Source organism: Comamonas jiangduensis, assembly GCF_030162955.1.
GTDB lineage: Bacteria > Pseudomonadota > Gammaproteobacteria > Burkholderiales > Burkholderiaceae_C > Comamonas > Comamonas jiangduensis.
In genome coordinates this window covers 92,603-118,029 of sequence record NZ_JARXOV010000008.1, presented here as the reverse complement: position 1 = coordinate 118,029, position 25,427 = coordinate 92,603, and the positions used below count along the sequence as shown (strand labels likewise).

Here is a 25,427-nt window from a genome sequence, read left to right as displayed (position 1 = left end):
TACGCCTTAGCGCAGCAGCGCTTGCAACACATGCTCGGCGGTTGCCGGGGCTTGCAGTTGCACCACTCCGGTTTTACCTTGCTGGTCGCGTGCGCTGGCAATGGCATGGCGCAGGGCTTCGTAGACGCTGATGGCCAGCATGAAGGGCGGCTCTCCCACGGCTTTGCTGCCCCCTACGTTGTCTTCGCGGTTGGGTTCTTGGTACAGCTGCACCTGAAAGTGCTCGGGTATGTCACCCGTCGCCGGAATCTTGTAGGTGCTGGGGGCGTGGGTGGTCAGCACCCCCTTGTCGTTCCACACCAGTTGTTCCGTGGTCAGCCAGCCCATGCCTTGCACAAAACCGCCTTCAACCTGACCGATGTCGATGGCCGGGTTGATGCTTTTGCCCGCGTCGTACAGCACATCAATCGCCAGCACTTTGGATTCGCCGGTGAGGGTGTCAATGGCCACCTCGGTGCAGGCCACGCCGTAGGCAAAGTAGTAGAAGGGGCGGCCGGTGAGGGTGGTTTTGTCGTAGTGGATTTTGGGGGTGCGGTAAAAACCATCGCTCCACAGTTGAATGCGGTTGGCATACGCCGCTTGGACCACGGTGTTGAAGTCGCGTGCGCCCGCAGGTGTATGGATTTTCCCCCCCGAAAACGTGACCGCGCCTGCACCACAGTGGTCCAATCCTGCGACAAACGCCGCCAAATTGCTGCGCACTTTTTGCGCAGCGTATTGGGCGGCACGGCCATTCAGGTCGGTGCCGCTGCTGGCGGCGGTGGCGCTGGCGTTGGGCACTTTGCTGGTGTCGCTGGCGGTGACTTGCACCTGCGCCAGCGGCACGCCCAGTTCATCGGCCACGATCTGCGCCACTTTGGTATTCAGGCCCTGGCCCATTTCGGTGCCACCGTGGTTTACCTGCACCGTGCCATCGGTGTACACATGCACCAGCGCGCCGGCCTGGTTGAACAGTGTGGCGGTAAAGCTGATGCCAAATTTGACCGGTGTAATGGCAATACCGCGCTGCAGAATGCTGTTTTTCGCATTCCAAGCCGAAATGGCCGCTAGCCTTTGCTGGTAGTGCGCTGAAAGCTCTAGTTTTTGCGTGATGGGGCGCAAGATATTGTCTTCCACCACCATTTGGTAGTGCGTGGTGGCGCGGCCTGATTGCACATCGGCGTCGTAGTAATTGCGCTGGCGCACGGCCAGTGCATCCAGCCCCAGCGTGCGCGCGATATCGCCCATGATGGTTTCAATCACGATCACGCCCTGCGGCCCGCCAAAGCCGCGAAACGCAGTGTGGCTTTGGGTGTTGAGCTTGCAGCGGTAGGAGGTGATGCTCACATCCGACAAAAAGTAGGCGTTGTCGGCGTGGAAGATGGCGCGGTCGGCCACGGGGCCGGACAAGTCGGCGCTAAAGCCGCAGTGGGCGGCCATTTGCAGCTTCAGCCCGGTGATCTGCCCTTGGTCATCAAAGCCCACATCCCACTCGTAGCTAAAGGGGTGGCGTTTGCCGGTGACCATGAAGTCGTCGTCGCGGTCCAGGCGCAGCTTGATGGGGCAGCCAAACTTGCGTGCCGCCAAGGCCGACCAGACGGCCAAATGCCCGGCTTGCGTCTCTTTGCCGCCAAAGCCCCCGCCCATGCGGCGGCATTGCACCGTGACGGCATGCGCACCAATGCCCAGTGCGTGGGCCACCCACTCTTGCACTTCGCCCGGGTGCTGGGTGCTGGAGTGCACCAGCCACTGGTTTTGCTCTTGGGGAATGACGTAGGCAATTTGCCCTTCCAGGTAAAAGTGCTCTTGCCCGCCCACTTCCAGCGTGCCTTGCAGGCGGTGCGGGGCACGGGCCAGACCGGCATCGGCATCGCCGCGCCGCACATGCACGGGCGGCAGCACAAAGCTTTGCTGGGCAATGGCTGTGGCGGTGTCCAGCACCGCAGGCAGTGGGGTGATGTCCGCCTTGACTTTGCGTGCGGCACGGCGCGCGGCCATGACGCTGTTGGCCACCACCAGTCCCATGACCTGGCCGACGTGCCAGACCTTGTCGAGCGCAAAAATGGGCTCGTCATGGCCAAAGGCGGCGAGGATGGGGTCACCCGGAATATCGGCAGCCAGCACCACGCCGTGCACGCCGGGCATGGCCAGGGCATCGGTGCAATCCAGGCCGTGCAGTGTGCCGTGGGCCACGGTGGACAGAATGGGCGCGGCATACAGCGTGCCGCGCAGCTCGGCCAGATCGTCCAGGTAAGGGGCGGCGCCCAAGACTTGTGCCTTGGCGCTTTCATGGGCGTGGGATTGGCCCATGACGCCGGTGGTGTACATGGCAGCGGTGTTCATGCGGAGACCTCCACGCGAATGTCTTGCAGTGATACGCCGACTTGGCCCTGGCTTTCCAGCCAGAAGCGCTGCATCAAGCTGCCCAGCAGGTGCTTGCGATAGTCGCCACTGGCGCGCATGTCAGAAATGGGGCTGAACTCTGCCTGCAGGGTGCGCCCGGCGCTGTGCGCGGTGGCCGCAGTCCAGGGCTGGCCCCGCAATGCCGCTTCGGTTTGCACGGCGCGCACCGGGGTGGCGGCCACGCCGCCAGCGCCCACGCTGGCATGGGTGACGATGCCTTCGCTGACCTGCAGGTGTATCACCAGGCAGACGGCAGAGATGTCATCGTCTTGCCGCTTGCTGACCTTGTAGGCGCGCAGGTGTTGCGTGGTGCCAGCGCTCAGCGGGGGTACGGGCACATCAATGCGCACCAGCAACTCATCTTGGGCGATCACGTTTTGGCGGTAGCCGGTGTACAACTGCTCCAGCGGCAGGCGGCGTTCGCCGCGCACGCTGGCCAGCACAACCTGCGCATTCAGCGCAATCAGCAGCGGCATGGAGTCGCCAATCGGCGAGCCATTGGCCACATTGCCGCCCAGCGTGCCGCTATTGCGCACCGGCAAACCGGCAAAGCGTGCGGCAAAGCTGTGCAACTGGGGCCAGTGGCTGTGCAGGGCGGTGAACGCAGCTTCCAGCGTGGCCGCCGCACCAATGCGCAACTGGCCCTCTGCGTGGGTGATGGTTTGCAGCTCGGCGGCGGCAGTCACGTCCAGCACCATGTCAAAGCGCCGGTGCTGTTTGGTGACCCAGAGGCCAACATCGGTGCAGCCCGCCACAACCTGGGCTTGGGGGTGTTCTGCACGAAGTTGTAGCAGCTCACGCAGGCTGGTTGGGCGTTGGTAGCTGCTTTGTGCTTCAGGTGCTTGATTTTCAAGCGCGAGCAGCTCTAGTTTTTGCAAAACTGCAGGGGTATCGACCGTGGCAGGCGGCAGGGTGGCCATGTGCCGGGCGGCATCCAAAATAGGGCGGTAGCCCGTGCAGCGGCACAAATTGCCAGACAGCGCTTCCTGTGCGCCTTGGCGATCCAGCTGGCTGCCACCCGCATGGTTTTGGTACATGCCAAACATGCTCATCACGAAACCGGGTGTGCAAAAACCGCATTGCGTGCCGTGGCACTGCAGCAGCGATTCCTGTACCGGGTGCAGGTCTTTGTCGGCGGGCAGATGCAGGTGCGGGTCTTGGGTCAAGTCTTCCACCGTCCACAACGCCATGCCATCGATGGAATGGGCCAGCCGGATGCAGCTGTTGATGGCTTTGTAACGCAGCTGCGCCGGGCCATCCGTGTCTTGCACGCGCTCGCCGATGACCACGGTGCACGCCCCGCAGTCCCCTTCGCCACAGCCTTCTTTGGTGCCGGTGCAATGCAGGTCCTCTCGCAGCACTTCCAGCAGCGTGCGGTCCGGGGGAACATCGTGCAGCGTCACGCGCTGACCGCGACGCAAAAAATGGAGTGATCGTGGGGACATAGGCTTGCGATCTGACGGTTTTTTGGTGATTAAGCCACTCGGACTTGGCGATGGCATATAGACTTCCGTATGCAGTTCATGCGTTTACAGCAATAAGGTCGCCACCGTTGTAGGTGTTGGCCCCCAAGCTGCAATCTGTATACACGTTCTGTTAGCAATTTCCGTGCAAGGCTTGCTGGGTCACTGGCAAGCCTTGCGATCGTTTAACTCTAAGACCTCCTCTTTTTGGATCTTTTGCCGCAACATGAGCTTTATTAACTTCTTGCGCCGCGCCAAAAGCTCCCTCAAGTTCTGGTCTGCATCTGCTCAGCCTGAATCCGCTCCGCCTGCGTTTCATATTGACGAAGTTTCCCAGCGTGTTGCCAAGCTCCAGGCCCCCCATGGGCAAGAGCCTGCGCAGTTTCACTCGTTGGTCAAACTCGCCCCCATTCCTGTGCCGCGTGAGGTGCGCTGGGAAAGTCAGGCTGTCTATATGGCGGCATGGGCGGGCACTGCCGTACTGGCTTGGGGAGGCTTTCAAGTTCCCCCCGACTGGTTGCTGTGGTATGGCGCGGCTGCGGTTTTGATCTTTGCCATCCTGTTTCGCCTGGAAGGCCCGCGCACGCGTGCCGAGCGCCTGCAGCGCGAAGCAGAGGTACTGCGTTGCCACGCTGCGTACTTGCAAGCCGAAGCCGATTTGAAAGCCGTGCTCAGCGAAGGCTTCAATGAGCGCATGGATGAGCTCAACGCTATCCGTGCCGAGTACGACCAGGCGTGTCGCGCCTTGGGGACGACCGACCCCGGCAAGCTGCTGGTGGTGCTGGCCAACCCGCTGCGCACGGAGAAAACGGCAGAAGACGAGCTGGTGGAACGGATATCGCAGATGGAATGCAAGATGCTGCAATTGGTGGATGAGCTGGAGGATTACTCCGACACCCACAAAGTTGCGATCGATGCCGCCATCATGGCGCGCCACAACGCCCGATTGGCGTATTGGCAAGCCAAGCTGGATGAAGCCGCTTTAACGGGTGAAGCCGTACAGCAGCATTGATCTCCGAATAATCCCTGCCCTTGGGTTCAAGTTGCCTTGGCATACTGGGTCGCAATCGCGGCCCTTATTGCTTTTATGCGAGAAACCACGCCTTTCGAAAAAATCGATCTGCACCTGATACGCGTTTTGCACACGGTGATTGCCGAGCGCAGCGTATCGCGTGCAGCGGTGCGCCTTGGCATGCACCAGCCGGCGGTTTCGACAGCCCTCAAACGCTTGCGCGATTTGTCGGGCGACCCGATTTTGGTGCGCTCGGGCAGCGGCATGCAGCCCACGGATGCGGCGTTGCGCATGCTGCAGCCTTCCGCAGAAATCCTGCAGGCCGCCGAGCACCTGTTTACCGAAGCGCGGGCCTTTGACCCGCGCAGCGCAGTACGCACTTTCCGTATTGCGGCCAGCGATTACCTGGACCCCCAGTTTCTGCCCAAACTGGTGGCCTACCTCAAAAAACACGCGCCGCTGTGCACCGTGGAAATCATGGCCTTGAGCCATGACGTGGACTACAGCGGCCAATTGGCCCATGGCGATGTTGACGTGGTGATCGGTAACTGGCCGCAGCCCCCTGCGGAGTTGCGCATGGCGCAGTTGTTTGCCGATGACACCGTCTGCCTGGTGAGCCAGAACCACCCGGCGGTGCGCCGTGGCTGGTCGGCGCAAGACTGGCTGGAGGCCGAGCACATTGCGCCCATGCCTACACACCCTGGTGCCAAGGGCGTGATTGATGACGCATTGAATGCCCAAGGGCTGCGGCGCAAGATTGCGGTGCGGTGCGCGCATTTTGGCTTGATGCCGCAGATGGTGGCATCGAGCTTGCTAGTGCTGACGACCGGGCGACAGTTTTGTGAGCGTTATGCCGCGCAACTGCCTCTGGCGATTTTGGCGCCCCCGGTGCCACTGCCGCAGATGCGTTACTACCAGTTGTGGCATGACCGCACGCACCATTCCAGTGCTGGAACGTGGTTGCGAGAAGCCGTAAAGAATGCCGCCATGCAGCTATAAGAAATATAGCTTTCAGCGTAAACCCAGTCTGCGTTAGAGCAGATTTTGTCTACAAGTTTTTTTGAAACAGAAACCATCCCGCGCATGAATTCCCCTGAAACCATCCCCACGCCCGGTGCTGTGCCACCGCGCCTGCAGCTGGTGGGCATCACCAAGCGATACCCGGCTGTTGTGGCCAATGATGGGGTGTCGCTGACGGTGCAACCCGGCGAAGTCCACGCTGTGCTGGGTGAGAACGGCGCTGGCAAATCCACGCTGATGAAAATCATCTACGGCACGGTCAAGCCCGATGAGGGCCAAGTGCTGTTTGATGGCAAGCCCGTCAATATCCGCAACCCCCAGGAAGCGCGCCAGTTCGGCATCGCCATGGTGTTCCAGCACTTCAGCCTGTTTGACACGCTGACGGTGGCAGAAAACGTCTGGCTGGGCCTGGACAAGCGCATTTCTTTGGCAGAGGTGACGGCGCGTATCGCCTCCAAGGGCGCAGAGTACGGCATGGATATCGATCCCACTCGGCCGGTACATACCTTGTCGGTGGGCGAGATGCAGCGTGTGGAAATCATCCGTGCACTGCTGACCGACCCGCGCGTTCTGATTTTGGATGAGCCCACTTCGGTGCTCACGCCCCAAGCCGTGGAGAAGCTGTTTGTGGTGCTCAAGCAGCTGGCTGCGGAAGGTTGCTCGATTCTCTACATCAGCCACAAGCTGCATGAAATCCGCGAACTGTGCACTGCCTGCACGGTGCTGCGCGGCGGCAAGGTAACTGGCTATTGCAACCCCCAAGAAGAGAGCAATGCCTCGCTCTCGCGCTTGATGATTGGTGCCGAGCCGCCTGCGCTGCAGTACCGTGAAGTGCAAACCGGCGAAACCGTGCTGCACGTCAATGGGCTGACGCTGAAGAAGCAAGACCAGTTTGGTGTCGATCTGATCGACATGCAGCTGGAGGTGCGTGCCGGTGAAGTGGTGGGCATTGCCGGGGTTTCGGGCAATGGCCAGCAAGAGCTGTTGTATGCCCTGTCGGGAGAAGACACGCGTGCGGATGCCGACATGATTCGTGTGGCAGGCAAGCCTGCGGGCCGCTTGAATCCCAGCCAGCGCCGCGCACTGGGGCTGCACTTTGTGCCGGAAGAGCGTTTGGGGCGGGGCGCTGTGCCCACCATGGGCTTGGCGCACAACATGCTGCTCACGCGCAGTGACGCGGTCGGCAAAGGCGGTTGGCTCAGCATCAAAAAGCTCGAGGAGCATGCGGCCGACATCATTCAGCGCTTTGGCGTGAAGGCCGGTGGCCCCAATGCCCCGGCCAAGTCATTGTCTGGCGGCAACTTGCAAAAGTTCATTGTGGGCCGAGAGATTGATGCCAATCCCAAGCTGCTCATCGTCTCGCAACCCACCTGGGGCGTAGACGTGGGCGCGGCGGCGCAAATCCGTGGCGCAATTTTGGCGCTGCGCGACGCGGGCTGTGCGGTCTTGGTGCTCAGTGAAGAACTGGACGAATTGTTTGAAATTAGTGACCGTCTGCATGTCGTGGCCAAGGGGCAACTGAGCCCCTCGCTGCCACGTGCGGAAGCAACCCTGCAACTGGTAGGTGAGTGGATGAGTGGTTTGTGGAATGCTGATGTGCAACAGCACTTGGCCCAACTGGCAGCGAATACGCGAGGTGCACAGCATGTTTAAGCTCGAACCTCGTCCTCAGGTGTCCAAGTTCTGGACCTATGGCGCGCCCATCTTGGCTTTGCTGATCACCGTGGCGGTGGGCGTGGCCTTGTTTGTTGCACTGGGTAAAGACCCCGTCAAAGGGCTGCAAGCTTTCTTCTGGGAGCCCATCAAGTCGCCCTATGCACTGGGCGAGTTGGTGATGAAGGCCACGCCTTTGCTGTTGATTGCCTTGGGGCTGGCGGTGTGCTTTCGCTCCAACATCTGGAATATTGGTGCTGAAGGTCAGTTTGTGATTGGTGCTGTCACTGCGGGCGGTGTGGCGCTCTTGGCAGACAAAACCACGGGCCCCTGGATCGTGCCAGCCATCTTGCTGGCGGGAGTGCTGGGGGGCATGTTCTGGGCAGGCATTGTGGCGTTTTTGCGTGACAAGTTCAACGCCAATGAAATTCTGGTCAGTCTGATGCTGGTTTATGTGGGCACGCTGGTGCTGGGCTACCTGGTCTACGGGCCCTGGAAGGACCCCATGGGTTACAACTTCCCGCAATCGAAGACCTTTGAAAGCGTGACCCAGATTCCGAAGCTGATTGCCGGCACGCGGGTGCACATCGGTACGCTGCTGGCTTTGGGGGCCGCCGCTGCTTTGTGGATTTTCCTGTTCCGCACCAAGGCGGGCTTTGCCCAGCAGGTGGGTGGCATGGCTCCTGCCGCAGCGCGTTATGCAGGCTTTTCGTCGCGCCGCGCACTGTGGACTGCGTTGCTAATTTCCGGGGGGGCTGCGGGTCTGGCCGGTGCATTGGAAGTGGCCGGCCCGATTGGGCAGCTGACGCCTTATGTGCCTGCTGGCTATGGCTTTGCGGCCATCATCGTGGCCTTTGTCGGCCGTTTGCACCCTGTGGGCATGATTTTTTCAGCCGTGTTGATGAGTATGTTTTATATCGGTGGTGAGTTGGCGCAATCGCGTCTGGGTTTGCCCAAATCTTTGACCGGGGTGTTCCAAGGTCTGTTGCTGTTCACTTTGCTGGCTTGCGACACCTTGATTGCCTACCGTGTACGCTGGGTAGCCGCTAAGCCTGCCGCGAAGGGAGCCCAGTAATGGACGCGTATGCATTGCTGTTTGCTTCGACGCTGAGCGCGGGCACGGTACTGGCTTTGGCTGCCTTGGGGCTGCTGATCAATGAAAAAGCCGGGGTGATCAATCTGGGTGCCGAAGGCATGATGCTGTGCGCCGCCCTGGCAGGCTTTGCGGCCGTGGTCCACACCGGCAGCACATGGCTGGGTTTTTTGGCGGGCATGGGCGCGGGCGCCTTGTTGGCGGCCATCTTTGGTGTGCTGGTGATCTGGCTTAACACCAACCAATCGGCAACAGGTTTGGCACTGAGCTTGTTTGGCGCTGGTTTTTCTGCATTTGCAGGTTTGAGCTATGTACAAGCCAAGATGCCTGAGTCGCCCAAGTTTGAAATTCCGTTCTTGACGGATATCCCTGTGCTGGGCCCTGCGCTGTTTCGCCACCATCCCTTGGTGTACGGCGCCATCATCATTGCTGCGCTCTTGGTGTACTTCCTGTACCGCACGCGTGCAGGCTTGGTGCTGCGCTCGGTGGGTGAGTCGCCAGAGTCTGCCCACGCCCTGGGCTACAACGTGCGCATGATTCGCTTGGCCGCCGTCATGGCAGGTGGTGCGCTGTGCGGCTTGGCCGGTGCGTATGTCTCTACGGTCTATACGCCTTTGTGGGTGGAAGGCATGGTGGCGGGCCGCGGCTGGATTGCGCTGGCGTTAACGACTTTTGCCACTTGGCGGCCGACGCGAATTTTGCTGGGCGCCTACCTGTTCGGTGGTGTGACGATGTTGCAGTTCCACTTGCAAGCCTCGGGCGTGCACATTGCCAGCCAGCTGCTTAGCATGCTGCCGTACATAGCGACGATCATCGTTTTGGTGCTGATTTCTCGCAATCCCGCGTGGATTCGTGCGAATATGCCTGCATCTCTGGGAAAGCCCTTCTACCCAGGCTCCTAAAAGCGCCATACCCACAAGACACCGTGCATCCGGGGGCCGGGTGCACGCCGTGCAAGGCAGGCTTTTCGAGGCTGCCTTTTTTTTACATCCATGTCGAGGAAAAACACATGTCTCAACTGCACAAACGCACTGTGCTGAAGATGGTGGCCCTGTCGGCCATCACCGTTGCCACTCTCGCTGCTTGCGGTAAGAAGGAAGAAGCTGCTCCTGTGGCTGCACCCGCAGCACAAGCGCCCGCCAACGCTGAGCCTTTGAAGGTCGGTTTTGTGTACGTCAGCCCCATCGGTGATGGCGGCTGGACTTACCAGCATGAGCTGGGCCGCAAGGCGGTGCAAGAGAAGTTTGGTGACAAGATTGAGACATCTTTTGTCGAGAGTGTGGCCGAAGGCCCAGACTCCGAGCGCGTGATGCGAGATATGGCTGCGCAAGGCAGCAAGCTGATTTTCGCCACCAGCTTCGGCTACCAAGAGTATGTGCAAAAGGTCGCGCCTGAGCTGCCCGCAGTGAACTTCCAGCATGCGACAGGCTACAAGCAAGCTGCGAACAGCGCGACCTACGATGCCAAAACCTTCGAAGGTGCCTATATGGCAGGTATCGTGGCTGGCGGCATGACCAAAACCAAGACCATCGGGGTCGTGGCTTCGGTGCCAATCCCCGAAGTGGTGCGCAACATCAACTCCTTTGTGCTGGGCGCACAAAGCGTGGATCCTTCGATCAAGGCCAAGGTGGTGTGGGTGAACTCGTGGTTCAGCCCTCCCCAAGAAGCAGAAGCTGCGACCAGCCTGATCAATGGTGGTGTGGACGTGATGTACCAAAACACCAACTCGCCTGCCGTGCTCAAGACAGCGGAAGAGCGTGGTGTTTACGCCTTTGGTAAAGACGGCGATATGAGTGCTTATGCACCCAAGGCCCACCTGGGCTCGGCCGTGATCGACTGGTCGCCTTACTACACCAAGGTGGTGCAGGATGCGCTGGACGGCAAGGTAGAAAACGGCCAAAACTTCTGGTGGGGCGTGAAGGAAGGTGCGATGGATCTGGTCAAGATCTCGGACGAAGTGCCTCAGGACATCAAAGACAAGGTGGCGCAAGTGCGCCAAGGTCTGAAGGACGGTACTTTCCAAATCTGGAAGGGCCCCATCAAGGACAACGCTGGCAAGGAATTGCTGGCGGACGGCCAAGTGGCGGATATGCCTTTCATCACCAGCATCAAGTTCTATGTGAACGGCATCGAAGGCAATGTGCCCGGTGCGAACAAGTAATTGGGCCTAGCCTTTGACAGGGGCTGGGTAAGCCCTTGTTGTTGAAACGCCTCCTCACGGTGGGGGGCTTTTCTTATCTACCCATCGCAGAGTATGCGTACAGCGTGTGCGCTATGGCATACATCTTGCGATTGGGCATGAATGCAACGCAGCACGCGGCAGGGGTGGAAGAAATTTTCGCTGGCTGAAATAGCTTCGTTAGGATGCGTGGGTTTTGTCAAAAGTGCGGTGCTATGCGCGCCAGCGCCTGTTTGCAAAATCTGAGTGCAGGCGTTGCTGCAGTGGTTTGCTTATTTCCCGATCCATAAGGACGATCCATGACTGATCTGAACAAACGTTCCATGTTCAAACTGGCTGCCGTTTCGGCACTGGCCATCACTGCCTTGGCAGCATGTGGCAAGAAGGAAGAACCCGTTGCCGCTGCCCCCGCACCAGCGGCGGAAGCACCTGCCAAAGCAGAACCTTTGAAGGTGGCTTTCGCCTATGTGGGCCCTGTGGGTGATGGCGGCTGGTCGTTTGCACACGACACTGCGCGCAAGAAAGTGCAAGAAGAGTATGGCGACAAGATTGTCACTACCTTTGTAGAAAGCGTGCCAGAAGGTGCAGATGCTGAACGCGTGCTGCGTGACTTGGCCAGCCAAGGCAACAAGCTGATTTTTGGCACCACCTTTGGCTACATGGATACGCTGCAAAAGATTGCACCTGATTTCAAGGACGTCAAGTTTGAGCACGCTACGGGCTACAAGACATCGGAAACCGTACGCACCTACGACAGCCGTACGTATGAAGGTGCTTACCTGGCAGGTGTGATCGCTGGTGGCATGACCAAGAGCAACACCTTGGGTATTGTGGGTTCGGTGCCAATTCCTGAAGTGATCCGCAACATCAACTCGTTCACCCTGGGTGCGCAGTCGGTGAACCCCAAGATCACGACCAAGGTGGTGTGGGTGAACGAGTGGTTCAGCCCCCCCAAGGAAACTGAAGCCGCCACCAGCCTGATCAACGGCGGTGCAGACATCCTGTTCCAAAACACCGACTCTCCTGCCGTGCTCAAGACGGCGGAAGAAAAGGGCGCGCGTGCTTTTGGCTGGGATTCGGACATGACCGCTTACGGCCCCAAGGCACACTTGGGTTCGTCCATCATCAACTGGCAGCCTTATTACTCCAAGGCCATCAAGGATGTGCTGGAAGGCACATGGACCACTGGCAGCAGCTGGTGGGGCGTGAAGGAAGGTGCGATCGATTTGGTGTCGATTGCTGACGATGTGCCCGCAGAGCTGAAAACCAAGGTAGAAGAGGTCAAGGCTGGCCTGAAGGCCGGTACTTTCCAGATCTGGAAGGGCCCGATTGCGACCAACGATGGCAAGGAAATCCTGGCGGCAGGCGCCCAGGCAGATGACGCCTTCTTGGCTGGCATTAACTTCTACGTCAAGGGCGTAGAGGGCAAGGTACCTGGCCAGTAAGCCAGTACCAACGAGCCTGTAGATGGCTCGGATATTGCAAGGGCTGCCTATGGGCAGCCCTTTTCTTTGGAAAGATAGCGCCTTATGAATACAACTGTGACAGTGACTCCCATGATGGAAAAAAACCAGTGGCACCCCGTAGCCCTGATTTCGGATGTAACCAATGGCCCTGTGGGCGTGCGTTTGCTGGGGCAGGACGTGGTGCTATGGCGTGATGCGCAAGGCGTGGCCAAGGCCTTTGTGGATCGCTGTCCCCATCGCGGCGCACGTTTTTCCTTGGGGCGCGTGAATGAAGGCAACCTGGAGTGCCCTTACCATGGCTGGCAGTTCTCCACCACGGGGCAGTGCGTGAAAGTGCCTGCGGTGCCCGGCTTTACGCCACCCCCCCAGCACTGCGTGAAATCGTTTGGTGTGCAAGAAGCCTACGGTCTGATCTGGGTGCAGTTGGAAAAGCCAGAAGGCGTTGACGTGCCGCTGCCCGTGTTTGAAGCTGAAGGGGATGAGCGCCTGCGTAAAGTGAACTGCGGCCCCTACGACGTGCAGGCGAGCGCGCCGCGCATCATTGAGAACTTCCTGGACATGTCGCACTTTGGTTTTGTGCACGAAGGCTGGCTGGGCAGCCGCGACACCACCGAAATGTCTCCCTACAACGTCGAAACCACGCCCACCGGCGTGAAGGCCACCAACTGCAAGGCCGTGCAGCCGATCTCCAACCTGCACTCGACCAAGCCTGCAGAAGTGCACTACACCTATGAAGTCACGGCGCCCTATACCGCGCTGCTGACCAAGATTCCCGAAGACGGCACGACCAAGGATGGCTGGCGCGAAGCCATTGGTCTGTTTATCTGCCCCATGACACCGACCACCAGCCGTGTGTGGTTCCGCCTGGCAGTGGCAGACTTTGAATCTTCGGACGACAAGCTGCAAGCCTTCCAGCACACGATCTTCACGCAAGACCAGCCCGTGCTGGAGTCGCAACTGCCCAAGGAGTTGCCCCTGGACCCTCGGGCCGAGTTGCATTCGTCGGCCGACCGCATGTCGTCCGCCTACCGCCGCTACCTCAAGGGCTGCGGCGTCACTTTCGGAGTGTGTTGACCCCATGACCTATGCCCTGCCTGCCGCCATTGAGCGCATCCCCGCCGCGCAACTGCCCCAGCTGCTGCGCACCATGCCCAAGGCTGAGTTGCACATGCACATCGAAGGCTCGCTGGAGCCTGAGCTGATCTTCGCTTTGGCCCAGCGCAACGGGGTGACGCTGCCCTACGACAGCGTGCAGGCATTGCGCAGTGCCTATGCGTTCACGGATCTGCAAAGCTTTCTGGACATCTACTACGCCGGTGCCAGCGTGCTGCTGCATGAGCAAGACTTCTACGACATGGCCATGGCTTACCTGGAGCGCGCCGCTGCCGACCATGTGGTGCGTGCAGAGCTCTTTTTTGATCCGCAAACGCACACCGAGCGTGGCGTGCCCATCGAGGCCGTCATTCTGGGTCTGTCACGTGCCTGCCACGACGCGCAAGCGCGCTGGGGCATCAGCGCGGCGCTGATCCTGAGCTTTTTGCGCCACCTGAGCGAAGAAGCCGCCTTCGAGACGCTGCAGGCCGCGCTGCCGTACCGCGCGCATTTCATCGGCATTGGTCTGGATAGCTCGGAGCTGGGCAACCCGCCCGAGAAGTTTGAGCGCGTGTTTGCCCGGTGCAAGGCGTTGGGCTTTCATCTGGTGGCCCATGCCGGCGAAGAGGGGCCGCCCGCCTATGTGTGGAGTGCGCTGAATGCCCTGCAGGTAGAGCGCATCGATCACGGCGTGCAGTCTGAAAAAGATGTGGAATTGATGCAGCGGCTGGCACAAACCCGCATGCCGCTGACGGTGTGCCCACTGTCTAACCAGAAGCTGTGTGTCTTCCCCGACCTGCGCGAGCACAACCTGCCGCGCTTGCTGGCCGCAGGCTTGAACGTGACCGTCAACTCCGACGACCCTGCGTATTTTGGCGGCTATGTGAACGACAACTACCTGCAAGTGTTTGCCGCCACCGGCATGGGTGCTGCACAGGCCTACCAGCTGGCGCGCAACAGTTTGGAGGCGTCGTTTGCCAGCCCTGCACAGCAAGCAGCGTGGGTGCAGCAACTGGATGACTGCTTTGCGCGGTTTGCCCAGTCTGCATAAAAAAACATAGCTGCTAGCGCTTATCTACAAAAGGGTTGAGATAAATAACTATCTCAACCCTTTGTTTTTCATGTGCTGCAAGCTCTTATTTTTAAGGCTGAGCGGGGACTGCAGCGCGGTGTGAAGCTGCTGGGCATACTGTTGCAGCAATGGCATGGCGGGCTCTTTGCGCGGCCAGGTCAGCGCCATGCCGTCGCCCTCATGGCGTGGCAGCACATGCATGTGAAAGTGAAAAACGGTTTGCCCACCCGCTGCACCATTCGCTTGGAAGAGGGTGATGCCATCGGGCGCAAAAGCCTGCTGCGCCGCGTGCGCGATCCGCTGCGCGGTTTGCATGACGGCGGCGGCCTCTTCGGCGGTCAAATCCAGCACGGTGACGGCATGGCGCTTGCTGGCCACCAGTACATGGCCGGGGTTGACCTGGCCAATGTCCATGAACGCCACAGTGAGGTCATCTTCATAGACCTTGGCGGCAGGAATTTCACCCGCCACGATTTTGCAGAAGATGCAGTGGCCGGGCGGGGAGGTGTCAACAAACATGGGCATAGGGCAGATTTCCTTGAAGTCTTTGGCAGGCATCGTAGGTAAGGAGGGCATGCGCCGCTAGTGTGGTTAGTCCGAACGCTGCGATGGTTTCTTGGCAGCGCTAGAATCCGCCCCTTCGCCGCAGGCTTTGCTCCAGCGTGTGGCGCTTGTTCAATTTGGAGCCATGTAGAGGAACACCATGTACAAAAACCTCGCAGCCACGCTCGTGGCCGCCTGCGTTGCCGTCGCTTTCACCGCCCCCACTTTTGCGCAATCTTCGGCAGCGCTGAAAAATTCCCCCGCCACGCCACCGCTGAAGGCCGCCTTTGTCTACGTGACACCGGTGCTGCCTGCTGGTTGGACGCGCCAGCACGAAGAGGGGCGTTTGCAGTTGCAGCGCGCCCTGGGCGACCAGGTGCAGACCACGGCCGTCGAAAACGTGCCTGAAGGCCCGGATGCCGAGCGCGTGATTCGAGACCTGGCGTTGCAGGGCAATCAACTCATCTTCACCACCAGCTTTGGTTATATGGAGCCTACGCTGCGCGTGGCCAAAGAGTTTCCGGGCGTGAAGTTTGAAAACATCACGGGCTACAAGCAAAGCGCCAATGTGGCAACGGCCAACGCGCGCCACTACGAAGGGCGCTATCTGTCGGGCATTGCCGCAGGGCGGATGAGCAAAACCGGTGTGGCCGGCTTTGTGGCGGGTTTTCCGATTCCTGAAGTGGTGCAAGGCGTGAATGCGTTTGCACTGGGCATGCGCAGCGTGAACCCCCAAGCGCAGGTCAAGGTGGTGTGGCTCAACACCTGGTTTGACCCCGCCATGGAGCGTGATGCAGCGATGGCGCTGATGGACCAGGGCGCTGATGTGCTGTCCTTCCAGGTCGCCAGCACGGCGGTGATGGCCGCTGCCCAAGAGCGCGGCAAGATGGCCATCGCCTTTCACTCCGACATGCGCAAAGACGGCCCCGATGCACAGTTGATGGCCGTAACCCACCACTGGGGCAACTATTACGCTGCGCGCGCCAAGGCGGTGCAAAACGGCAGCTGGAAGTCGGGTGACTTCTGGGGCGGCGTCAAAGATGGCATGGTGCGTGTGGAACACTTTGGACCCAAGCTGCCACAGGCGGTGCGCAATGAGGTGCTGGCACGCCAAAAAGACATGGCCGCAGGTAAATTGCAGCCGTTTCAGGCCAGCCGCGCGGACATCCGCGACAACCAGGGCCAGTTGCGCATTCGCCAGGGGCAAACGCTGGGCGATGCGCAATTGCTGCAAATGGACTGGTTGGTCGAAGACGTGATTGGCAGTACAAAGTAGGGCCGTGGTGGCAAGCTTGGGGTGCTGCCTGCCACCATATTGAAAATGAGGAGCGCTTGACGCATGTCAGATATTGCTTTTGGCATGATTTGTGCGTGAAAGCAAGGCTTGGTAAGCGCAAGCTGCTCCTCAATATTTTTTTCCATAGACCTACTACCACGCCGATGAAGATCTACCGCAGTGCCTTGCTCCGCTTTGCCGACGACGGCATGCCGCTCTACGACAGCGATGGTTTGCTGGCCGTTGACCCTGATGCCCAAGGCCAAGAGCGCGTGGTGGCTGCAGGGAGCTGGCAGGCGCTGCAAGCCGAATATGCAGCCCAAGCGAACGCGCACATCCTGCACCTTCCCGGCAAGCTGCTGGCGCCGGGCTTTGTGGACATGCACATCCACTACCCGCAAACCGATGTGATTGGTGCGCCGGCTGACGGGCTGCTGCCTTGGCTGGAGCACTACACCTTTCCCCATGAAGCACGTTTTCATGACCGCAGCTATGCCGACGGTGTGGCGGAATTTTTTCTGGATGAGCTGCTGCGCAATGGCGTGACTACATCGCTCACCTTTGCCACTTCACACCCGGCGTCGGTGGATGCCATCATGGCCGCAGCGCAGGCGCGCGGCATGCGCATGCTGGCGGGCAAGGTGCTGCAAGACCGCCACAGCCCCGACGGGGTGCGTGACCACACCGAGCAGGGCCTGATCGACACCGAAACCTTGATCCAGCGCTGGCACGGCGTGGATCGCCTGGGCTACGCCATCACGCCGCGCTTTGCACCCACCAGCACACCCGAGCAACTCAAGGGCGCAGGTGCGCTGGCGGCCAAATATCCTGATGCGTGGGTGCACTCCCATGTGTCGGAAAACCTCGATGAGATCCGCTGGGTGCGCGAGCTGTACCCGCAAGCGCGCAGCTATCTGGAGGTGTACCAGCGCTTTGGTTTGATGCGCGAGCGCGCGGTGTATGCGCACTGTATTTGGCTGGATGACGTTGACCGGGCGCTGATGCGCGAAACCCGGACGGCAGCAGCCATCAGCCCCACCAGCAACTTGTTTTTGTCCAGCGGTTACTTTGATTACTTGAAGGCCGATGCCGCAGGTTTAAGGTATGGGCTGGCCAGCGATGTGGGCGGCGGCATGAGCTTTTCACCGTTTCGCACCATGCAGGCCGCTTACGTAGTGGGGCGGGAGCAGCACAGCAAACAGGGTTTGAGTTTGAAGCCGGGGCATCTGTGGTGGCAGCACACGGCAGGGGCGGCCAAGGCCCTGGGCCTGGGGGGGGTGATCGGTAATTTGCAGCCGGGCTGCGAGGCGGATATGGTGGTGATCAACCCCGCGTGTACCCCGCTGCTGGCGCGCAAAACGGCGCAAGCGCAGACGCTGGATGAGCTGCTTTTTGCGATGATCGTGCTCGGGGATGACCGTTTGATTGAGCAAACCATCATCTCTCAAGCAAAATAACGCCATGGCGCGCATTCAATCAGCGCGCTCAGCTATAAAAAATTCAGCGAAATAGGACACCTCCATGAGCATCATGAGCGACAAGTGGATCCGCACCATGGCGGAGCAGCACGGCATGATCGAGCCGTTTGAGCCCGGTCAGATCCGCGAGGCCGATGGCAAAAAAATCATCAGCTACGGCACCTCCAGCTACGGCTATGACATCCGCTGCGCGCGCGAATTCAAGGTGTTCACCAACATCCACAGCACCGTGGTTGACCCCAAGAACTTCGATGAAAAAAGCTTTGTCGACTTCGAAGGTGACTACTGCATCATTCCGCCCAACAGCTTTGCGCTGGCCCGTACGGTGGAGTACTTCCGCATTCCCCGCGATGTGCTGACTGTATGCCTGGGCAAGAGCACCTATGCGCGCTGCGGCATCATCGTGAACGTGACGCCGTTTGAGCCCGAGTGGGAAGGCTATGTGACGCTGGAATTCTCCAACACCACACCGCTGCCCGCCAAGATTTACGCGGGCGAAGGCTGTGCGCAAGTGCTGTTCCTGCAAGGCAACGAGCCTTGCGAGACCAGCTACAAAGACCGTGGCGGCAAGTACCAGGGCCAGCACGGTGTGACGCTGCCGCGCACCTGAAGCCTGTCGGTACGGTTCGAAAAAGCCACCCTTGGGTTGGCTTTTTTTGTGGCTGTTCAGAGCGTTCCGCGCAAGCGGTGGGTGCCGCTTGCGCGGAAGGTGGCGCTGATAGCGCAGCGACGAACGGTTCTCCTACACGGAATTGGCGTGTCACCAGCTTCGCTGCCGCAAGCCGCTTGCCTAGGATGGGGCAAGGCAATCAAGGGGCTTGCTATTTATGCGTCTATCGAATTTCCATGCTTCATCCCGGTGGCAGCTGTTTGATGGCGCAGCGGTCTTGCTGGGCTTGCTGGTCGCACTTTGGCAATTTTTCACATTTGTCGAGGTGGTACAGGTGCACACTGCGCAGGCACACAAAATCAGTCAGTCTGCAGGCTGGGACGGAAAAGCGGTGGGCGTTATGCCGCAGCCAGAGGGGGATTCCAGCTGGCTGGAGGTGGGCCATCAGGCAACGGCGGATACAGGCAGGGTGCTTGGAAATTGGCCCTAGTGAGATCAGGAGCGCGTTATGAAATGGGAAGGCAACCGCCAGTCCAGCAATGTGGAAGATCGGCGCAGCGCAGGAGGTGGTGCTCCGATGCTGGGTGGGCGCAATATTGGGATCGGCACCATCGTGGTCGCTTTGATCGGGGGCTGGGTGCTAGGCATCAACCCCTTAACTATTCTGGGTGTGCTCAGTGGCGGCAGTGGTGCACCTGTGGTGCAGCAGAACACGCCTGCACAAGGTGTACCAGCCAACGACACCATGGGGCAGTTTGTGTCCACTGTTCTGGCGGATACCGAAGATGTCTGGGGGCAAATTTTTCAGCAAGGCGGTGCCAGTTACCAAGAGCCCAAACTGGTGCTGTTTCGGGGCGCTGTAGGCACCGCGTGTGGCACGGGCCAGTCTGCGATGGGGCCGTTTTATTGCCCAGGAGATCACAAGGTCTACATTGATCTGTCTTTTTACGACCAGTTAAAAAATCAGCTGGGTGCTCCCGGCGACTTTGCACAGGCTTACGTGATTGCCCACGAAGTAGGGCACCATGTGCAGAATTTGCTGGGCATTTCAGGGCAGGTGGATCAGATGCGCGGCCGTGTCAGCAAAGTGGAATACAACCAGCTTTCTGTGAAGCTGGAGTTACAGGCTGACTGTTTGGCAGGGGTTTGGGCGCACCATGCGCAAAACCAGCGTCAAATCCTCGAGCAAGGCGATGTGCAAGAAGCCATGAACGCGGCAGCCAAAATTGGTGATGATGCGTTGCAAAAAGCGCAAACGGGACAGGTAGTGCCCGACAGCTTTACCCATGGCAGCAGTGCGCAGCGTCAGCGGTGGTTTCAAACAGGGTTGCAAAATGGCAGCATCAAATCTTGCGATACTTTTTCGGCCACCAATTTGTAATAAGCCTTGGTTGTGAGTGCGGTTTTATTTCCACGAATCCGCGAGGAAACACTGGATTTATTGAACCTCACACAGGGCTTTGCGCGCACGGTGCGACAATAGCGGTCTAAATGACAAGTCCTTTTTCCTCTTTACTCTTGGCGGAGCCTCTGGCACGCGCCGTGGCCGAAATGGGCTACGAGTCCATGACCCCCATCCAGGCCCAGGCGATTCCGGTGGTTTTAACCGGCAAGGATGTGATGGGAGCCGCGCAAACCGGTACAGGTAAAACTGCTGCCTTTTCGCTGCCGCTGCTGCAACGCTTGATGCGGCATGAAAACAGCTCTGCCTCACCTGCACGCCATCCTGTGCGTGCCCTGGTGCTTTTGCCCACCCGCGAGCTGGCAGACCAGGTTGCACAGCAAATCGCCTTGTATGCCAAGCACACCAAGCTGCGCAGCATGGTGGTTTTTGGCGGCATGGACATGAAGCCCCAGACCCTCGAGCTGAAAAAAGGTGTGGAAGTATTGGTGGCGACACCGGGCCGCCTGCTTGACCATATTGAAGCCAAGAACGTGGCGCTCAATCAAGTGGAATATGTGGTGCTGGATGAGGCAGACCGTATGCTGGACATCGGTTTCCTGCCCGATTTGCAGCGCATCTTGAGCCACTTGCCCAAGACCCGTACCACACTGCTGTTCAGTGCTACTTTCTCCCCAGAAATCAAGCGCTTGGCCGGCAGTTACTTGCAAGACCCCGTCACGATTGAAGTTGCGCGTCCCAATGAGACGGCATCTTTGGTGGAGCAGCGCTTTTACAGCGCCAATGACGATGACAAGCGCCGCGCGATCCAGCAGGTCCTGCGTGAAAAAGGCATTCGCCAAGCGTTCATTTTCTCCAACAGCAAGCTCGGCTGTGCCCGTTTGACACGTGCTCTGGAGCGTGATGGCTATCGTGCAGCAGCCATGCATGGTGACAAGAGCCAAGATGAGCGTCTGAAAGCGCTGGAAGCCTTTAAGCAAGGTGAAGTTGATTTGCTGGTGTGTACCGATGTGGCCGCGCGCGGTTTGGACATCAAGGATGTGCCCGCCGTATTTAACTACGACGTACCGTTCAACGCCGAAGACTATGTGCACCGGATTGGCCGTACAGGCCGCGCGGGTGCCACCGGTTTGGCGGTGACCCTGGTGGGCAACTCGGATAGCAAGTTGGTGTCTGAGATTGAGAAGTTGATCAAGAAAAAGATCAACGTTGAAACACTGCAACTGCCTGAATCGCGTCGTTTCCGTGAGCGGGAGCCGCAGCGTGATGCGCCAGGGCGCGAAGAGGTGCAACGCAGTGCATCTGCCTATGGCACGCGCCCAGTGCGTGGTGCGCGCCCAGTGCGCAGCGCACATGCAGATCCTTTCTTTGACAAACCTTATGAGGCCAGTGAAACCCACGTACCCGCATGGGATGCGGTAAAGGCTGCGCCCAAAGCAGCGCTGGGCACCAAGCCCAAGCGCAAGGTTGCTGCACTGTTTAAGCCCATGGGCAGCGTCTAGCTTTCCAAGGATTCATAAAAAAAACCACGGCATGCCGTGGTTTTTTTTATGGCAACGCCTAACCTGGTTTTTGTGCTTGCTCGCAATGAATCTGGTGGAGCTGGCGTTCGCGGAAGTCAGCTCCAATTTCCATCGCGCTGAGGCAGCCACCCCAGACGCAGCCTGTATCCAAGGCCATCAGGTTAGGCTGGTTCACCAAGCCCAGTGTTGACCAATGGCCGAAAGCCACGATGTCTTGGGCGGTTTTGCGATCGGGGCAGTCAAACCAGGGCATCAGACCTGTTGGCGCTGCATCTGCAGCCTCAGAGCTTTCAAAGTCCATTGCCCCTTGCGCCGTGCAAAATCGAATGCGCGTGAGTGCATTCACAATGACGCGGTTTCTGTCGCTGCCGGTGAAACTGTTATCCCAGTGGTTGGGCAGATTGCCATACATGTGCATCAGAAACTGGGGCAGTGCTTCTCCCTTGATTTGTTGGTGGACTTCATCGGCCAGTTGTAATGTCTCTTCCAAGCTCCATTGCGGTAATACGCCTGCATGCACCATCAATAATCGTTGCCCCTGCGGATTTTGAATTGATCTGGCTAATGGCTGCTGGGAAATCCAGTGCAGCAAAGCGGCGCGATCGGGTGCATTCAAAATACTTTGCAAAGTATCTCGTTTACCGGGTTTGCGCACGCCATAGGCACTGGCAAGTAAATGCAGATCATGGTTTCCAAGCAGAGGCTTAATCGCATCTCCCAATTCCATGCAATAGCGCAAGACTTCTACGGATTCAGGGCCGCGGTTGATCAGGTCGCCGAGCAAATAGACGGTATCTCGGCTGGGGGAGAAGGAGATGTGGTTGAGAAGCCTGGTGAGAGCCCCATGACAGCCTTGAACATCACCGATTAAGTAAGTGGACACTCTTTGTATTTCCTTGCTGTGTATTGGCAGTGTAGTGCCAATACATTAAATGCTTGTGCGAGATTTTAGGCCCAGTGCGAATCGCTTCAAGCGCCGTGCATTCAAGCTAAAAATGTTTTCGCAGGAATGATGGTCTGTCTTTGGAATATCAAAACATTTGGAATAATTTTTTCCTTAACGGTTTATGCAAAAAATTTTCTATCTCTATAATCCAAGAACTTACAGAAAGGAATTCCTCCATGAGCTCTTATAAAGAACTTTTGAAACAGCGCGAAGAACTCGAAAAGCAAATTCAAGATGCACGTAAGCGTGAATTGGCGGAAGCCGTGAGCAAGGTGCGTGCTTTGGTGGATGAGTATGAATTGACGGCAGCAGACATATTCAGCCCTGCGCGTGCGGTTCGCGCAGGTGGTGCCGGAAGCAAGGTACCACCTAAGTACAAAAATCCTGCAACCGGTGAAACATGGACGGGGCGTGGCAAAGCACCCAAGTGGATTCAAGACCAAGATCGCAGCAAGTTTGAAATTTAATCACCAGCTTGCGCATCTCATCCAAGCCTGCGAAAGCAGGCTTTTTTGATGGGTGGACTGATGGTGATGGGTAAGCGGTGCTTTGCGGCGCAGATATATGCCTCATGTGACGCCAAGGAAGTGGCACGCATTTCCTAAAGCTTGGGGTGTTGCTTCATTTGTGGGCAGTGTTTGCTGCGCATCAGCGTTCTTTTGCTTTGGAGGCTTCTGGGCACCCTGTTTCAGCGCCACAATTTGCGCCATGAAAAAACAAGTATTGATCGCAGGTGGTGGCATTGCCGGCATGGCTGCAGCGTTGGGCGCATCGCACGCTGGCTGGGATGCACGCTTGTTTGAACGGACGGCCGTGTTTTCTGAAGTGGGTGCCGGTGTTCAGCTGGGGCCGAATGTGGTGCGTCGTTTGCAGGCCTGGGGCTTGCAAAAAGCCCTGCAACAGGTCGCTGCAGTGCCGCAGCAATTGGTGGCACGCAGTGCACTGAGCGGGCGTGTGCTGGCCAGTGCGCCGCTGGGGCAATCCATGGTGGAGCGTTACGGAGCCGCCTATGTCACGATTCACCGCGCAGACTTGCATGCGGTCTTGCACAGCGCAGCCCAAGAACGGGCTGATATTTATATCAATCCCGGGCAAGAAGTCACCGAGCTGCTGGGCACGGAGCGCGTGACCACCATACGCACTTCCGCCAACAAGGTGGTGGAGGGCGATGCCCTCATGCTGGCCGATGGGGTGTGGAGCAAGTTGCGCGCAGCAGTGCTCGGCGATCCCAGCCGTCCCCGGGTCTCGGGTCATTTGGCCTACCGGGCCTTGCTGCCCATGGCAGACATTCCGGTGGGGTGGCGCAGCAATGAAGTGACGGTGTGGCTGGGCCCTCGCATGCATGCCGTGCATTACCCGGTACGGCGTGGCGAAATGATGAACATCGTGGTCATTGTTGAAGGCCCTGTACCCCAGGATTTGGAGCAGTGGGACCATGCGGCCAATGCGCAGGTGCTGGAGCAAGCGCTGGCAGATTGCAGCAGCAATCTGCAAGATTTGATCCGCAGTGTGCCTGCCGCAGGTGCCCAGTGGCGCTTGTGGCCGCTGTCTGACCGTGCGCCCATTCAAGGCCCTGATGCCATGGCCCAGGGTTTGGTCGGCTTGATTGGTGATGCTGCGCACCCCATGCGCCCTTATTTGGCGCAAGGCGCGGGTATGGCGATTGAAGATGCGGCAGAGTTGCAGCGTGCTTTGGCGATGGATGACTTGGACATCGGCTTGCGCTTGCGCCGCTATGCCCTCAATCGTTGGGAGCGCAATGCCCGTGTGCAAGCGCGCTCTATTCGCAACGGCAACATTTTCCACGCCACCGGCCCGGTACGCTGGGGACGCGATCTGGCCATGGGCATGTTGGGCAGCCGGTTGATGGATGTGCCCTGGCTCTACAGCGGCGAAGGCTCTAGCGCCAGCATCTTGTAAGTTCTCAGACCTTGCTGCGAAGCAGCAAGGGCGAGGCGGGCAGCCAGCGATAGGCGGTCGATGCGATCATCAGCCAGATCGCAATCGTCAGGGCGACGGCCGTGTAGCTTTCCCAGCCGTGTTGGGCGGCCCATGCGGCGACCACCCCGGTAAACCACTGCATCAGGGCCACGCCCAAAAACATGGACATGGTAAACAGCGACAGCGCACGCCCGGTCATGTGGTCGGGGTAGGAGGCGCGCACATCGGCGTATTGCAGCAAGCCGTAGCCCGACAGCATGGCCATGGCAATCACGATGGCGATGTTGCCGATGGTGCTGTGCCACAGGCCCAGCATCACAAACAGGGCAGCCATGCACAGCGAAAAATTCGCCAGCCACTGGCGCCGCGCCAGGGTGCCCGGGTCGAGACGTCCAAAAATCGCCGGGGTGAACAGCGAGATCAAGGACATAACAAACGCAACGTGCCCGCTGTGCACCAAGCTCAAGCCATGGCGATCCATCATCAAGGGGCCAATCCACAGCCCGCGCAACGACAAGAAGGCTGCGTAGCACGACATGCCCAGCACCAGCATGCCCCAGGTGTGGGGCAGTGTCAGCAACTCTGCCATGCGCATAAAGGCGGAGCCCCATGTTTCAGGGGTGCCAGCCTTGGTACTGGGGAGCGCAGGCTCATGCACTTTGCAAAAAATGAGCACCCAGGACAGCGCGCACATGATGCTCAGCAGCCAAAAACCACTGCGCCAGCCGCCTGCTTCCACCACCCACGCCAGGGGACTGCCGGTGAACAGCAAACCCAGTCCGCCCACGCCCATCGACAGGCCCGAGAAAAACGCAAACCGCTCTGCCGGGAAGTGACGGGCAATAAAAATGGTGCAAGCGAGAAAAGCTGGGGAGCAGCCCACGCCAATCATCAACTGGCCCAGCATCAGCCAACCGTAGCTGGGGGCTGCGGCGGAGACCATGGCGCCCAGCGTGGCGAACGGAAAGGCACACAGCACGGTACGGCGCAGGCCGTACAAATCCATGCCAATGCCCATCAGCAGTTGGGCGATGCCGAACGACAGGCCAAACAGCCCGGCAAACGCGCCCAATGAGCTGGCGCTGATACCAAAGTCCTGCTGCAGGCCCTGGGCCAAGATGGCGGTGATGGTGCGAAAAGCTTGGCTCAGTGCAAAGCCGCTGAGCAATGCCAGCAGCATGATCCAGAGTTGGCGTTGCAAAACGCTGCGGTGTGAGGTGGTGGATGGGGTCTCGGGCACAGTGGCATCTCCTGGCGGCAAGCGTAGCGCTGAGCG

21 protein-coding genes are annotated in these 25,427 nt (G+C 59.0%); 16 read left to right on the top strand and 5 right to left on the bottom strand.

Annotated elements, in window-relative coordinates; all coding sequences use genetic code 11:
* Nucleotides 1-6: 6 nt before the first annotated feature.
* Both xdhB and xdhA read right to left on the bottom strand, forming a co-directional pair.
* A complete protein-coding gene (xdhB, locus tag QEP12_RS08610) occupies nucleotides 7-2,322 on the bottom strand; it encodes a xanthine dehydrogenase molybdopterin binding subunit (protein ID WP_284213980.1) in 2,316 nt (771 codons plus the stop codon).
* Nucleotides 2,319-3,827, bottom strand: coding sequence for a xanthine dehydrogenase small subunit (gene xdhA / locus QEP12_RS08605; protein WP_284213979.1), 1,509 nt, complete (start codon nucleotides 3,825-3,827; stop codon nucleotides 2,319-2,321). The genes xdhB and xdhA overlap by 4 nt, the downstream gene beginning before the upstream one ends.
* Before the next feature lie 244 nt (nucleotides 3,828-4,071).
* Here xdhA and QEP12_RS08600 point away from each other — a divergent pair, with 244 nt between their 5' ends.
* The 9 genes from QEP12_RS08600 to QEP12_RS08560 all read left to right on the top strand — a co-directional run bounded on the left by QEP12_RS08600 (nucleotide 4,072) and on the right by QEP12_RS08560 (nucleotide 14,411).
* Nucleotides 4,072-4,857, top strand: a complete 786-nt coding sequence (locus QEP12_RS08600) for a hypothetical protein (protein WP_284213978.1) — start codon at nucleotides 4,072-4,074, stop codon at nucleotides 4,855-4,857.
* A gap of 75 nt (nucleotides 4,858-4,932) precedes the next feature.
* The gene (locus tag QEP12_RS08595) at nucleotides 4,933-5,856 is read left to right on the top strand and encodes a LysR family transcriptional regulator (RefSeq protein WP_284213977.1); all 924 of its coding nucleotides are present in this window, start codon (nucleotides 4,933-4,935) and stop codon (nucleotides 5,854-5,856) included.
* Between the two features lie 84 nt (nucleotides 5,857-5,940).
* Nucleotides 5,941-7,530: an ABC transporter ATP-binding protein gene (locus tag QEP12_RS08590; protein ID WP_284213976.1), complete on the top strand. Its 1,590-nt coding sequence runs from the start codon at nucleotides 5,941-5,943 to the stop codon at nucleotides 7,528-7,530.
* Complete coding sequence (locus QEP12_RS08585; protein WP_174862793.1) at nucleotides 7,523-8,605, top strand: ABC transporter permease; 1,083 nt, start codon at nucleotides 7,523-7,525, stop codon at nucleotides 8,603-8,605. The genes QEP12_RS08590 and QEP12_RS08585 overlap by 8 nt, the downstream gene beginning before the upstream one ends.
* Nucleotides 8,605-9,525 carry an ABC transporter permease gene (locus QEP12_RS08580; RefSeq protein WP_174862792.1) on the top strand — a complete coding sequence of 307 codons (921 nt, stop codon included), beginning with the start codon at nucleotides 8,605-8,607 and terminating at the stop codon, nucleotides 9,523-9,525. Before QEP12_RS08585 ends, QEP12_RS08580 begins: the two co-directional genes overlap by 1 nt.
* A gap of 107 nt (nucleotides 9,526-9,632) precedes the next feature.
* The gene (locus tag QEP12_RS08575) at nucleotides 9,633-10,784 is read left to right on the top strand and encodes a BMP family ABC transporter substrate-binding protein (RefSeq protein ID WP_174862791.1); all 1,152 of its coding nucleotides are present in this window, start codon (nucleotides 9,633-9,635) and stop codon (nucleotides 10,782-10,784) included.
* A gap of 317 nt (nucleotides 10,785-11,101) precedes the next feature.
* Nucleotides 11,102-12,247, top strand: coding sequence for a BMP family ABC transporter substrate-binding protein (locus tag QEP12_RS08570; RefSeq protein WP_174862790.1), 1,146 nt, complete (start codon nucleotides 11,102-11,104; stop codon nucleotides 12,245-12,247).
* 111 nt (nucleotides 12,248-12,358) lie between these two features.
* Complete coding sequence (locus tag QEP12_RS08565) at nucleotides 12,359-13,342, top strand: aromatic ring-hydroxylating dioxygenase subunit alpha (protein WP_219164806.1); 984 nt, start codon at nucleotides 12,359-12,361, stop codon at nucleotides 13,340-13,342.
* A 4-nt stretch (nucleotides 13,343-13,346) separates the two neighbouring features.
* Nucleotides 13,347-14,411: an adenosine deaminase gene (locus tag QEP12_RS08560; RefSeq protein ID WP_174862789.1), complete on the top strand. Its 1,065-nt coding sequence runs from the start codon at nucleotides 13,347-13,349 to the stop codon at nucleotides 14,409-14,411.
* A gap of 48 nt (nucleotides 14,412-14,459) precedes the next feature.
* Here QEP12_RS08560 and QEP12_RS08555 read toward each other — a convergent pair whose 3' ends face one another.
* Complete coding sequence (locus QEP12_RS08555; RefSeq protein ID WP_174862788.1) at nucleotides 14,460-14,957, bottom strand: HIT family protein; 498 nt, start codon at nucleotides 14,955-14,957, stop codon at nucleotides 14,460-14,462.
* 178 nt (nucleotides 14,958-15,135) lie between these two features.
* Between QEP12_RS08555 and QEP12_RS08550 the strand changes: the two genes are divergently transcribed.
* The 5 genes from QEP12_RS08550 to QEP12_RS08530 all read left to right on the top strand — a co-directional run bounded on the left by QEP12_RS08550 (nucleotide 15,136) and on the right by QEP12_RS08530 (nucleotide 21,243).
* Nucleotides 15,136-16,251 (top strand): BMP family ABC transporter substrate-binding protein, encoded by a 1,116-nt coding sequence (locus tag QEP12_RS08550; protein ID WP_219162494.1) that lies wholly within the window; start codon nucleotides 15,136-15,138, stop codon nucleotides 16,249-16,251.
* Nucleotides 16,252-16,415: 164 nt separating this feature from the next.
* On the top strand, nucleotides 16,416-17,708 hold the full coding sequence (guaD, locus tag QEP12_RS08545) for a guanine deaminase (RefSeq protein ID WP_284213975.1): 1,293 nt from the start codon (nucleotides 16,416-16,418) through the stop codon (nucleotides 17,706-17,708).
* Between the two features lie 64 nt (nucleotides 17,709-17,772).
* Nucleotides 17,773-18,339, top strand: a complete 567-nt coding sequence (gene dcd / locus QEP12_RS08540; protein ID WP_174862786.1) for a dCTP deaminase — start codon at nucleotides 17,773-17,775, stop codon at nucleotides 18,337-18,339.
* A gap of 508 nt (nucleotides 18,340-18,847) precedes the next feature.
* Nucleotides 18,848-19,720: a KPN_02809 family neutral zinc metallopeptidase gene (gene ypfJ / locus QEP12_RS08535; protein ID WP_219162492.1), complete on the top strand. Its 873-nt coding sequence runs from the start codon at nucleotides 18,848-18,850 to the stop codon at nucleotides 19,718-19,720.
* Nucleotides 19,721-19,830: 110 nt separating this feature from the next.
* Nucleotides 19,831-21,243, top strand: a complete 1,413-nt coding sequence (locus tag QEP12_RS08530; RefSeq protein ID WP_219162491.1) for a DEAD/DEAH box helicase — start codon at nucleotides 19,831-19,833, stop codon at nucleotides 21,241-21,243.
* Between the two features lie 58 nt (nucleotides 21,244-21,301).
* Here QEP12_RS08530 and QEP12_RS08525 read toward each other — a convergent pair whose 3' ends face one another.
* Nucleotides 21,302-22,147 carry a symmetrical bis(5'-nucleosyl)-tetraphosphatase gene (locus QEP12_RS08525; RefSeq protein ID WP_284213974.1) on the bottom strand — a complete coding sequence of 282 codons (846 nt, stop codon included), beginning with the start codon at nucleotides 22,145-22,147 and terminating at the stop codon, nucleotides 21,302-21,304.
* 239 nt (nucleotides 22,148-22,386) lie between these two features.
* Here QEP12_RS08525 and QEP12_RS08520 point away from each other — a divergent pair, with 239 nt between their 5' ends.
* Together QEP12_RS08520 and QEP12_RS08515 are read left to right on the top strand one after the other, a co-directional pair.
* On the top strand, nucleotides 22,387-22,677 hold the full coding sequence (locus QEP12_RS08520; protein WP_174862795.1) for an H-NS histone family protein: 291 nt from the start codon (nucleotides 22,387-22,389) through the stop codon (nucleotides 22,675-22,677).
* Nucleotides 22,678-22,918: 241 nt separating this feature from the next.
* Nucleotides 22,919-24,130 carry an FAD-dependent monooxygenase gene (locus QEP12_RS08515; RefSeq protein ID WP_174862785.1) on the top strand — a complete coding sequence of 404 codons (1,212 nt, stop codon included), beginning with the start codon at nucleotides 22,919-22,921 and terminating at the stop codon, nucleotides 24,128-24,130.
* Between the two features lie 4 nt (nucleotides 24,131-24,134).
* Here QEP12_RS08515 and QEP12_RS08510 read toward each other — a convergent pair whose 3' ends face one another.
* Nucleotides 24,135-25,412, bottom strand: a complete 1,278-nt coding sequence (locus QEP12_RS08510) for an MFS transporter (RefSeq protein WP_431308076.1) — start codon at nucleotides 25,410-25,412, stop codon at nucleotides 24,135-24,137.
* Nucleotides 25,413-25,427: the final 15 nt, after the last annotated feature.

Coding starts and splice junctions, on each gene's coding strand:
- ypfJ (WP_219162492.1), top strand. CDS start 18,848: ATGAAATGGGAAGGCAACCGCCAGTCCAGCAATGTGGAAGATCGGCGC.
- xdhB (WP_284213980.1), bottom strand. CDS start 2,322: ATGAACACCGCTGCCATGTACACCACCGGCGTCATGGGCCAATCCCAC.
- QEP12_RS08570 (WP_174862790.1), top strand. CDS start 11,102: ATGACTGATCTGAACAAACGTTCCATGTTCAAACTGGCTGCCGTTTCG.
- QEP12_RS08560 (WP_174862789.1), top strand. CDS start 13,347: ATGACCTATGCCCTGCCTGCCGCCATTGAGCGCATCCCCGCCGCGCAA.
- QEP12_RS08550 (WP_219162494.1), top strand. CDS start 15,136: ATGTACAAAAACCTCGCAGCCACGCTCGTGGCCGCCTGCGTTGCCGTC.
- QEP12_RS08565 (WP_219164806.1), top strand. CDS start 12,359: ATGATGGAAAAAAACCAGTGGCACCCCGTAGCCCTGATTTCGGATGTA.
- QEP12_RS08555 (WP_174862788.1), bottom strand. CDS start 14,957: ATGCCCATGTTTGTTGACACCTCCCCGCCCGGCCACTGCATCTTCTGC.
- QEP12_RS08590 (WP_284213976.1), top strand. CDS start 5,941: ATGAATTCCCCTGAAACCATCCCCACGCCCGGTGCTGTGCCACCGCGC.
- QEP12_RS08585 (WP_174862793.1), top strand. CDS start 7,523: ATGTTTAAGCTCGAACCTCGTCCTCAGGTGTCCAAGTTCTGGACCTAT.
- QEP12_RS08580 (WP_174862792.1), top strand. CDS start 8,605: ATGGACGCGTATGCATTGCTGTTTGCTTCGACGCTGAGCGCGGGCACG.
- QEP12_RS08520 (WP_174862795.1), top strand. CDS start 22,387: ATGAGCTCTTATAAAGAACTTTTGAAACAGCGCGAAGAACTCGAAAAG.
- QEP12_RS08575 (WP_174862791.1), top strand. CDS start 9,633: ATGTCTCAACTGCACAAACGCACTGTGCTGAAGATGGTGGCCCTGTCG.
- QEP12_RS08515 (WP_174862785.1), top strand. CDS start 22,919: ATGAAAAAACAAGTATTGATCGCAGGTGGTGGCATTGCCGGCATGGCT.
- guaD (WP_284213975.1), top strand. CDS start 16,416: ATGAAGATCTACCGCAGTGCCTTGCTCCGCTTTGCCGACGACGGCATG.
- QEP12_RS08530 (WP_219162491.1), top strand. CDS start 19,831: ATGACAAGTCCTTTTTCCTCTTTACTCTTGGCGGAGCCTCTGGCACGC.
- dcd (WP_174862786.1), top strand. CDS start 17,773: ATGAGCATCATGAGCGACAAGTGGATCCGCACCATGGCGGAGCAGCAC.
- QEP12_RS08595 (WP_284213977.1), top strand. CDS start 4,933: ATGCGAGAAACCACGCCTTTCGAAAAAATCGATCTGCACCTGATACGC.
- QEP12_RS08600 (WP_284213978.1), top strand. CDS start 4,072: ATGAGCTTTATTAACTTCTTGCGCCGCGCCAAAAGCTCCCTCAAGTTC.
- xdhA (WP_284213979.1), bottom strand. CDS start 3,827: ATGTCCCCACGATCACTCCATTTTTTGCGTCGCGGTCAGCGCGTGACG.